Here is a 9,931-nt window from a genome sequence, read left to right as displayed (position 1 = left end):
TGCAGCCTACAAAACAAAAAACAAATCTCAAAACCAAAGAACCGTGGGGCGCACGGTCTTAAAGCTCAGTTAATGTCCTCATAGAGGAGTCACTGAGAAGCCCACACTCACCTGAAAGGGAGTGTGTGGAGTACGTCACAAAGCAGAATAATTAATTTCTTTGCGCCTTTGCTTCTTTGCGTCTTTGCGCGAAACATTCATTAATATGTAATTCATTGGTCTAAAAATAGCTATCAATGATTATTCTTTTAATGGGCGTTTCTGGCGCTGGTAAAACCACCATTGGTAAACTCTTAGCAGAAACACTAAACTGGGAATTTAGCGACGCTGACAACTTCCACACAGCAACAAACATCGAAAAAATGCGGCTGGGTATTCCTCTGAATGATGCTGATAGAAAGCTTTGGTTAGAAGATTTACAAGCAGCCATCAAAAATTGGCTACAAGAAAGTAAAAATGTAGTTTTGGCTTGTTCAGCACTCAAAACGAGTTATCGTCAAATGCTGATAATTGATAGCTGCATTCAGCTAGTTTACCTGAAGGGGTCTTTTGATGTGATTGAAAACAGGCTAAAAGCCCGACAAAATCACTTTATGACCGAAAAGCTCCTCAAAAGTCAGTTTCATGACCTTGAAGAGCCAGATAATTGTATTTGTGTTGATGTTTCTGAATTGCCTGAAATGATTGTAAAGAAGGTTAGAACGGCTTTAGCAATTTAGGCGAGTTGATGAAATAATATTAATGTCACTAATTTTAGTTGCAAAAAGTTTTTGAGGGCAGATAATGGGAATAAGCAGTCTGGAGTTCTCATGACCCGTAGGGAGAAATTAATTAAGCGGTTTATCAGTCGTCCCAAGGATTTTACCTGGGAGGAGTTGGTTAGCTTGCTTTCTGGGTTTGGTTTTGAGGAAGTCAGCACGGGTAAAACGGGAGGTTCTCGACGACGTTTTCTCAATGATGCGGGAGTGGTTATAACATTACACAAACCTCATCCTCAAAATATTCTTAAAGGATATCAAATTGAACAGATTATTGAGATTCTCCAAGGGGAAGAGTTGCTATGAATGACATGATGCAATATAAGGATTATTTTGGCTCTATTCACTATAGCGATGAAGATAAAATCCTCTATGGACAGGTGGAATATATTCGCAGTTTAATTAGTTTTGAGGGGGAAGATGTCGCTAGTCTGAGGGCTAGTTTTGAGGAAGCAATTGATGATTATTTGACTCTATGTGAGGAAAAAGGGATTGAACCTGAGAAGCCGTTTAAGGGGAGTTTTAATGTGCGCGTAGGTAGCCAACTTCATCGCCAAGCGGTGTTATTTGCTCAACAGCGGGGGGTGAATCTCAATAAGCTGGTGACGGATGCGCTGGAACGTTATATTATGTCCGGGTAATTGGTTACGATATAAAATTTGCAGAGTTGTTATATTCCAAAATATCAGCGTCATTTTTATCGTAAGTGTTCAGGCGGACATGATATTATTTGCAGGGGGAATCCTTGGAAAATGCTTGAAAAATGCCAAATTGTATCAGGAATATCAGCTAATATACTCAACACGGCTTATTCATTTGATCTGTGGGTAAGGGTTTAGCAGTGCTAAACCCCTACAAATCCAGGTTTTTCGTAATTTCGTAAAAGTCCATGTCCGTGTTTAGTATAGTCACTGATATTCCCATTGAATGTGCTATTGGTTAAAGTTGATGGGAAGCGAGAAAAGCATCAACTTCAGCCGCAGTGGGTTGGGATGCGATCGCACCTGGTTTAATAGTAGTTAATGCTCCCACAGCACTGGCATAGGTAACAATCCTTTTGGCTGTTTCTGCATCTTTGAGTCCGTGAATCCCCACCTGTTGTAATTGATGGATAAACCCAGCCAAAAAACTATCTCCTGCACCAGTTGTATCTACTACAGAAATGGAAAACGCCGGCATTTTACCTTCATTTTCCCCTAAACAATAGGCACAACCATGTTCACCGTCTGTCACCAAAACCCCTTCCAAAGAATTGAGCCTATAAGTAATTGCCCCTGGGTCTGTAGTATTAAATAACCATTGTGCTTCTTCTTTGGTTAATTTGAGAAAGTCGCATCGCTTTACCAATGACAGGATTTTGGTCTTAGCTGTCTTTTCATCCTGCCAAAATACTGGTCGCCAATTGACATCGAGAATGATTTTCAGGTCATATTGTTCTGCTAACTCCAAAGCCTGCAAAACAGCTTTTTCACTTTCAGGATAGGCTAGTTCTAAAGTTCCCACCACCAAAAAGTCAGCTTCATTAAAGAGCGCAGTTGGTAACTTTGCAGCTTCGAGGCGGGTATCAGCAAATTCTGAGGTATCATATTTACCAAAACCAGCAAAAGTGCGATCGCCTGCCAAATCCCTAACCACATATACTTGTCTCGTTGGCGCTGTAGAATGACGTTGGACACCAGTTGTATCTACACCAAGGTCTTCCAATAATTTTATTAGTGCATTCCCTGGTTCATCCTCACCCACAGCCCCTATAAAACCGGCTGAAGTTCCCAATTTTACCAAAGCACAAGCCACATTCGCCGGCGCACCTCCGGGATAGGGAGTCCATGATTGCACTTCTTCTAGCTTAAGTCCCAATTGATCAGCTAAACAGTCAAACAAGACTTCACCAAGACATAAAATAGAGGGATTACTCATTTCATTTTTGATTTTCGATGGGGCATAATCTAAATCTAGTTTGACACTATCGCAGTATGTAAGTAGGGGTTGCTGAATAAGTTGTCTGTGAGGGGAGGTGACAGGGAACAGTGAACAGGGAACAGTTTCAGCCATCTGGATATCCTCAATTTTCTAAATCCGACAAGGAAAAATCCACCTATTTTGAGACTCCATTTGCCAAAATCTGGCACTTAGTTAAAATTAATACTTGTTATCTGTAGCTTTTATGACTACAAACCTAAAATCAAAAGAAAATCTTGATATTAGTATTATTAGCAACATTTAAAACCCTCCGCCTCGGAAAGAATCTTTTAGAATAAGGAATTAAGACTTGAGTACATATACACAAGGGAGGAATGGTAAGTCATGGCTACTAGTGAGTCTGGGACCCGTGTTAGTCTGTCAGACAGAGAACTGCAAATTATAGACTTAGTCGCCACAGGCTTAACTAACCAAGAAATTGCAGTCAAACTGGAAATTAGTAAACGTACGGTTGATAACCACATCAGTAATATTCTCACCAAGACGAAAACTGATAACCGTGTGGCTTTGGTGCGTTGGGCTTTACAATGGGGTAAAGTTTGTTTGAATGATGTTAATTGCTGTCCTCTTCCCATCTGGAATGATGAAAGTAAGTAGGGCTTGCTGATAGCGTAGCTTGGCCTTAGCCATATAAAGCTAAAACCGTTTATTAATAAGGGTCTCACGGATTTTTATCACAAGAAATTGCAGGGTTTTGGCTGATGGTAAGCTGTTGTGCATTTAGTTTGTATAATTCTAGCGGGCAAGATGCCCGCACTACAAAGTTCAAGTAAATTATGGTTATCAAATTTAGCTGCGTAACAGCTTATCTCAAAATTGGTGCATTTTTCTGTGTCGGATTTTGAAAATTGAGGATATCCAGATAGCTGAAACTATTTATTTCCTGTAACCTGTAACCTGTTCCCTGTTCCCTGTTCCCTGTTCCCTGTTCCCTGTAACCTGTAACCTGTTCCCTGCCCTCACAGACAACTTTTTCAGCAAGCCCTAAGCTAGATTTAATATTTACCTGCCTGTAAATACTCGTTCGGCAGGTCCTGTCATGTAAATCCGGTTGTCAACTTCTGACCACTCGATTTCTAGGAGTCCGCCGGGTAATTCTATGGTAGCAGTGCGATCGCATTTATCGTTCAATACACCCGCTACTAAGGAGGCACAAGCACCTGTTCCGCAGGCAAGGGTAATTCCCGCGCCTCTTTCCCAAACGCGCATTTTCAAATAGTTACGATTGACTATTTCAATAAATTCGGTGTTGGTTTTTTTAGGAAATACAGGATGATTTTCAAATTGGGGACCAATGCTTTCTAAATTAATCGCCGCAACATCTTCCACAAAGGTGATACAGTGGGGATTTCCCATGCTGACACAGGTAACATCCCAAGTTTTTCCGGCTACTTCCAAGGGTTGATTAATGACTTGAAACTCACCAGGTGATAAAGTGGTAGGAATTTCTTGTGCTAATAACCGGGGTTCACCCATATCCACTTTAACTTGACCATCATCGGTGAGTTGGGGGGCAATCACACCGGCTAAGGTATGAATATGATATTTATCTTTTGTCCGGGAAATGCCTTCTAGGTCTGTTAAAAATACCGCTAAACAGCGAATCCCATTCCCACACATTTCTGGTTCTGAACCATCGGAGTTAAAAATCCGCATGGTGTAATCAGTGCCATTCTGTCCAGGAAGTGCAAAAATAACACCATCTGCCCCGATGCCAAAATGGCGATCGCACCACTGTACAGCTTCCTCTGGTGTTAATACTGGTGTCAATGAGGAACGGTTATCAATAAGAATAAAATCATTACCGAGTCCGTGATACTTAGTAAATTCGATTGCCATTTTGCCCTAAATGAATTATTCAAGATTCATTCATACTATTAAAAAATTTGTCAGTTGTCAGTTGTTCGTTGTCCGTTGTCAATTACCAGTATAATATATGCCAACCGATCAATTTGATACTTCCCTACCTAGCACTCGTCAAGTCCAGAAGTGCATTAAAGAAAAATTAACGGTCGAATTTAGATTAATGACTGGTGATTTGATTACAGGTCGCATATTTTGGCAGGATCACAATTGTATCTGTATTTTTGATGGTAATAATGAGCAGATTATGGTTTGGAAACAGGCGATCGTCTACATGAAACCATTCAGTGATACAGTAAGTAGGTGAACACAATAAAACCAAACTGTGTAAAGAAAAGTAAAATTCCCCAAACCCTCTTCACTATTGCCTATTGCCTTACCTGAGTTCGGTGTTAGGAGTTTCTCCTTCGGAGACGCTACGCGAACGGAGTCATGATTTTTTCAACGAGATCATCAGGGTTTGAGACTCATGCCGTGCTTTATTCTCAATTTGCAGATAATTTTAAATCCATAGATGCTAAATTTCGGGATGATGATTTCTCAAAAAAATATTCCCACCGGCTACCTCCGCAAAGTTCATCATATCGCTTTCAACGTCGAAAATATGGCAGCATCTCGCCATTTTTATGGTCATATTTTAGGCTTACACGAACTTACAGGGGACGAAATACCGAAAACATTGAGAGAACTTGTCAACGCCGGCAAAGTCGCTAATTTTATCACTCCTGACGGCACAATTATTGACTTATTTGGAGAACCCGAATTATTACCACCAGATCCAGATCCCAGTAAGTCTTTTACAAGAGCATATCATTTAGCTTTTGATATTGATCCAGAATTATTTGACGAAGCATTAGCAGTAATTCAAGAAAATAATTTGGTTATTGCTTATGGACCTGTTTCCCGTCCTACTGGGAGAGGAGTGTATTTTTATGATCCCGATGGATTTATGATTGAAATTCGTTGTGATCCTGATTAAATGAAACAATAGGAAAATTTCATAACTAAAGGCAATATAAAAAGGCAATATAAAAGCAATTGAGGGCGGGGAAACCCCTACGGATTTTGGGATATTTTAAATAAGGCTAAAAATGTGCATTCCCAAACTAAACGAGGTTGGACGTAACAAAGTAAATGTTTTCGAGCTTTTTCTAATTGTTGAATAATTTTTGGTTCATGTATTTGTTGCCAATAGTATTGTTGTAAATAGTCAATTAACCATAATTGTGATTCTGTATCTAATTCTTTATCAATTTTTTTACCTAATTCTAAAGCATGACGGTAAGATGTTGGTGTTTTTTTCACCTGGGCGATAAATTCCCAGGGAATGGTTTGCAATTGTTGGTAGGAGGAAATGGCATTTCCTGGACTACCTGCGGCTATATTTAAAACTTCTGGATGTTGCAAAATTTCGGCATTTCCTGTTTGTGTCAATACCTGAGTCATGGCCGCAGTATTTAACCGATAAAAGGGGACTTTTTGACAACGGGATACTAAAGTTGGTAGCACAGATTCCGGAGAAGGGGCAATTAAAATTAATGTCGCTTTTCCTGGTTCTTCTAAAGTTTTTAACAACGCATTTGCCGCAGATTCCGCCATTGTTTCGGCTTGTTCTAATACTATGACATTTCGCGCTGCTTCTAAGGGTGGACGAGAAAGAAATTGGGTAATTTCTCGAATTTGTTCTAAACGAATGACCGGCGGTGCTTTGCGTTTAACTCCCTTTTCGGCTGCTTCTGCTGGGGTGAGTCTTTGTCCTTGATATTGATAAGTTGGTTCTACCCACAATAAAGCTGGATGATTTCTTTGCTGAATGCGATTGTGTAAAATGGGAATTTGATCAGGTTTTATAGAACTAGAAAAAAGTAATTCTATAAAACATTTTGCTGCTAAACTTCTGCCTACACCATCAGCACCCACAAACATATAAGCTGGTGCAACTCGATGTTGTTTAACGGATTGAGTTAATAATTCTACTGCTTGCTGTTGTCCGATTAATGAAGAGAACATAATTATGAAAACAGGCGTTGCTGTAAAATATCCTGTATATTTTTTTGAACAATATCTTGACTGTTATTACCATCTATTCTCACAATTCGGGATGGATTGGATGCAGCTAATTCTGTATATCCTTGCTGTACCCGACGATGAAAATCCATAGTTTCCTGTTCAATTCTATCCAGTTTAGCTTGTCCCCGTTTGCGCGATAAACCCACCTCCACATCTACATCTAACCAAATAGTTATATCACTTGTTAAACCCCCAGTAGCAATCTGATTCAGATTATTAATTAGACTCATATCTAAACCTCTACCATAACCTTGATAAGCAATGGTAGAATCAGTATAGCGATCGCACAAAATAAATTTACCTGTAGCTAAATTCGGTTTTAATTCCTCTTGAATATGTTGCGCCCTATCCGCAGCATACAATAACAGTTCCGTCACTTCCCCCACCGGCTTACTTGGGGACTTCTCCAATAATAGCACTCGCAAGTCCTTTCCTAACTTGGTCCCCCCCGGTTCACGAGTCAGTAGTACGGAGATATTTAAACTTTCTAGCCACTGAAAACACAGTTGCATCTGGGTAGTTTTACCACATCCTTCTACCCCTTCAAAGACAATTAATTTACCACTCATGTTGTTAAATTTTGTAAATACTGATTTTTAATTATCTTGACGGATTACGCCACCAAGAACGGGTTTAATTTCTCCATTGGAAAATGGATCTGTACCACCTGTCCAATTAAAGTCACTAATGCGAATACTAAAACCGCCTAATTCTAGCACTGGATTATAACGTAGGGTAATACCATAGGTACGACGGCTGTACTCGACTATGTAATCAGTGCTAGTGCTTATACCAGTATCTAGATTAATGGATGTTTGCAAACCTAACTTAAGTGGTCCATAGATTTGCTGAGAAATACCTGCATTCAGGACTTTGTTATCCACTGAACGATCAAAAAGAAAGGGTGATAAACCGCTATTAGTTCCTTGTGAGTAGGTGAGATTAAAGGCGGTATAATTTAAGTAAGGGCGAGAAAAACTGCCAATCTGTCCTACTAAGCCGATAGTCCCAGTTAAAGTGCTTTGGTTATCACTGCTACTATAATAGCTGGTAGTTCCTGTGAGACCTGCGATCGCCTGCAAATACGGTACGATAGGAGTAGGGGTATATTTTAATCCCTCACTAGCTGTAGCTGCCAATGGTTGCCCTTGCCACAAATTGATACTACCACTCAAGGCCACAGTTCCTTGTAAACGACCCAGAGAAATGCGATCGTTTTTTCGTCCTGGTGAGAGTAAATCTTGACGGTCAGTATTTGCATCTATATATTGAGCGCCGCCTTGATAGCTAAGATTAATACTGGTTTTGCCTAAAGGCATAATGGGAGAACTGATGATACCACCGAGACTACTTTGGACAGTTTGATAACCAAGACTACCATTATATAGGCGATCGCGGTAAACAGACTCCAAACTCAATATATAAGGATTAACATTACCCAAATTTTGGCGTAACCGCACACTTCCGCGCAAATTATTTTCTAACTGATTGAAATCAAAACTGGTTAACTCCCCCGCACCCTCCAAAATAGTTTTCGGACTAAAAACAGCATTTAGCCTAGTCTTCACCCCAAATAAACTAGCCACATTCCCGCCATCTTTAAAAGCCCTTTGCAGATAAAATTGGGGTGTAATAGTCCAACGTTTTTGATTAATATTAATCGCTTCAAAATCGCGTTCTACATACAAACCACCTCGTTTACCCGCATCAAAACCAGGAGAAACAATAGTCGGATTGACTTGACGTGGACGACGATCTATTGTCCGACTATTAACAGGCAGAGGAATAACAATGTTCTGATCAAAAACCAACCTTTGACGCTGGGTAGTAATTTTATCTATCAAAGGCGCTTCCCGCGTCACATTTACCTGCTCCGCTCTTAATTCTAATTCCGGTGGTGAAAAAGGATCATTAGTAATTCTCACATCTTGCGCTTGAAAACCTCGCGGATAAAATTCAATCCGTTGAGCTTCAAACCTGAATCGTTTCACTGTCCCCCCAAACTCAGGTACGGGGACATTTCGCACATCTGATTGACCACTAGCACCAAATTGGATACCCCCTGAACTGTTCACACCCGTCAGCGGCTGATTAGCGCGAATGCGATTACTTAACGGCTGGCTAGATACACCTCCTGCTGTAATATCCGTAGGTAGAGTTGGTGAAAAAGCAAAATCTGTACTTGCTGTGGGGACATAAAGTTGACCTTTACCGTTTTCTAAATCCCCATTATCTTGAATAAAATTATAGGTAAACCGTTGTCCTTGGAGTACCTGATTACCTCTAGTTAAAACCACATTACCTTCCCCCACCGCAATCAAATTATCCAAATTAATTTGTAGGGTATCGGCATCAATCACTGCTCCATCAAATCTGACGACAACATTACCATCAGCAGTGACAACTCGCCTTTGCTCATCATACTCCTGGCGATCGGCAATTACTTCCACAACTCTACCTTTCCCCACAGGAATCTTCTCTACTGCCGGTAGTTGAGGTGACGGCGGAAATTCTACATTAGCAGGTGTTGACTCTTGATTTTTGGGCTGGCGAAGCTTAAATTCAATAATATTTTGGACTGGTGCAGCAGGTTTTTTATCGCCAACAGACAGCCGTAATTTCCCCCCCGATTCCTGTAAATTGAGATGACTAGGCTGAGTTGGGGGGATAGATGTTTCCGCTAAAACTGCCGATTCTTCAGGATAGCTAGGTAAAGACTTGGGTGCTAAATTTTCCGGTGGAGATAATAGAGAAAAAGACTTCTCAACAACATTTGCCTGGACTGGGCTGGTATTTGATTGATACTTGTCATCCTGATTTTTACCAACAATTATCAGTTTTCGCTCATCAGTTTTCACCTTGACAATAGGAGCAAAAGCAGCATTATCAACAGGTTTTAAAGATTCAAGACTTGGAGGTAGCTGAGGCGGTAATACTGGATGAAACATATTTTCAAGCTGACCAGAAAGCAAAAAATAGCCGGAAGGTTAAATCACATCTTAGCCTGTTTCTACCTTCCAGCCACTAGAGTTAAGTTATTGGCTATTTATTCTGCATCCCGACGACCAGGGTTACGGGCTGGGTCATTAGACAAAAACCCGAATATGAAAATGCTAACAAACAAACCGACGACAATATAAACAGCGATTTTTAAACTCAACATAGAACTAACTCCCAGATGTTTGCCAAATAGTAATTAACTTATCTTACCCATATCTTGTTCCTTTTGCGAAGGAATAGGAAGAGGCAGGGGGCAGGGG

General features: G+C 40.4%; 12 protein-coding genes. 6 read left to right on the top strand and 6 right to left on the bottom strand.

Annotated features, from left to right (window positions below):
- Window positions 1-236: 236 nt before the first annotated feature.
- From PN471_RS05200 to PN471_RS05190, 3 genes are all read left to right on the top strand, one after another.
- On the top strand, window positions 237-719 hold the full coding sequence (locus PN471_RS05200) for a gluconokinase (RefSeq protein WP_271775942.1): 483 nt from the start codon (window positions 237-239) through the stop codon (window positions 717-719).
- Window positions 720-809: 90 nt separating this feature from the next.
- Window positions 810-1,064 (top strand): type II toxin-antitoxin system HicA family toxin, encoded by a 255-nt coding sequence (locus PN471_RS05195; RefSeq protein WP_271775941.1) that lies wholly within the window; start codon window positions 810-812, stop codon window positions 1,062-1,064.
- On the top strand, window positions 1,061-1,399 hold the full coding sequence (locus PN471_RS05190) for a type II toxin-antitoxin system HicB family antitoxin (protein WP_271775940.1): 339 nt from the start codon (window positions 1,061-1,063) through the stop codon (window positions 1,397-1,399). The genes PN471_RS05195 and PN471_RS05190 overlap by 4 nt, the downstream gene beginning before the upstream one ends.
- A 298-nt stretch (window positions 1,400-1,697) precedes the next feature.
- Here the strand turns inward: PN471_RS05190 and PN471_RS05185 are convergent, their stop codons facing one another.
- Window positions 1,698-2,675: a carbohydrate kinase family protein gene (locus PN471_RS05185; protein ID WP_271775944.1), complete on the bottom strand. Its 978-nt coding sequence runs from the start codon at window positions 2,673-2,675 to the stop codon at window positions 1,698-1,700.
- A gap of 387 nt (window positions 2,676-3,062) precedes the next feature.
- On the opposite strand from PN471_RS05185, the gene PN471_RS05180 reads away from it, so the two are divergent.
- The gene (locus PN471_RS05180; RefSeq protein ID WP_271775939.1) at window positions 3,063-3,335 is read left to right on the top strand and encodes a helix-turn-helix domain-containing protein; all 273 of its coding nucleotides are present in this window, start codon (window positions 3,063-3,065) and stop codon (window positions 3,333-3,335) included.
- Window positions 3,336-3,740: 405 nt separating this feature from the next.
- Here PN471_RS05180 and dapF read toward each other — a convergent pair whose 3' ends face one another.
- Complete coding sequence (gene dapF, locus PN471_RS05175) at window positions 3,741-4,577, bottom strand: diaminopimelate epimerase (protein ID WP_271775938.1); 837 nt, start codon at window positions 4,575-4,577, stop codon at window positions 3,741-3,743.
- Between the two features lie 97 nt (window positions 4,578-4,674).
- Here dapF and PN471_RS05170 point away from each other — a divergent pair, with 97 nt between their 5' ends.
- Both PN471_RS05170 and PN471_RS05165 read left to right on the top strand, forming a co-directional pair.
- A complete protein-coding gene (locus PN471_RS05170) occupies window positions 4,675-4,908 on the top strand; it encodes an Hfq-related RNA-binding protein (RefSeq protein ID WP_193899343.1) in 234 nt (77 codons plus the stop codon).
- Window positions 4,909-5,133: 225 nt separating this feature from the next.
- Window positions 5,134-5,580 (top strand): VOC family protein, encoded by a 447-nt coding sequence (locus PN471_RS05165; protein WP_271775943.1) that lies wholly within the window; start codon window positions 5,134-5,136, stop codon window positions 5,578-5,580.
- A 77-nt stretch (window positions 5,581-5,657) separates the two neighbouring features.
- Here the strand turns inward: PN471_RS05165 and PN471_RS05160 are convergent, their stop codons facing one another.
- The 4 genes from PN471_RS05160 to PN471_RS05145 form a co-directional block, all read right to left on the bottom strand.
- Window positions 5,658-6,611 (bottom strand): DNA polymerase III subunit delta', encoded by a 954-nt coding sequence (locus tag PN471_RS05160; protein ID WP_271775937.1) that lies wholly within the window; start codon window positions 6,609-6,611, stop codon window positions 5,658-5,660.
- Window positions 6,612-6,613: 2 nt separating this feature from the next.
- Window positions 6,614-7,240 carry a dTMP kinase gene (tmk, locus tag PN471_RS05155; RefSeq protein ID WP_271775936.1) on the bottom strand — a complete coding sequence of 209 codons (627 nt, stop codon included), beginning with the start codon at window positions 7,238-7,240 and terminating at the stop codon, window positions 6,614-6,616.
- 27 nt (window positions 7,241-7,267) lie between these two features.
- Window positions 7,268-9,619 (bottom strand): DUF3769 domain-containing protein, encoded by a 2,352-nt coding sequence (locus PN471_RS05150; RefSeq protein WP_271775935.1) that lies wholly within the window; start codon window positions 9,617-9,619, stop codon window positions 7,268-7,270.
- A gap of 98 nt (window positions 9,620-9,717) precedes the next feature.
- Entirely contained in the window at window positions 9,718-9,834 is a 117-nt protein-coding gene (locus PN471_RS05145; protein ID WP_035082549.1) for a photosystem II reaction center protein I, read from the bottom strand.
- Window positions 9,835-9,931 lie beyond the last annotated feature (97 nt).

It is taken from the genome of Aphanizomenon sp. CS-733/32 (assembly GCF_028330045.1).
Taxonomy (GTDB): Bacteria; Cyanobacteriota; Cyanobacteriia; order Cyanobacteriales; family Nostocaceae; genus Dolichospermum; species Dolichospermum gracile.
Note: the sequence above shows the minus strand (reverse complement) of the source record. Positions and strands in the feature narration are given on the sequence as shown.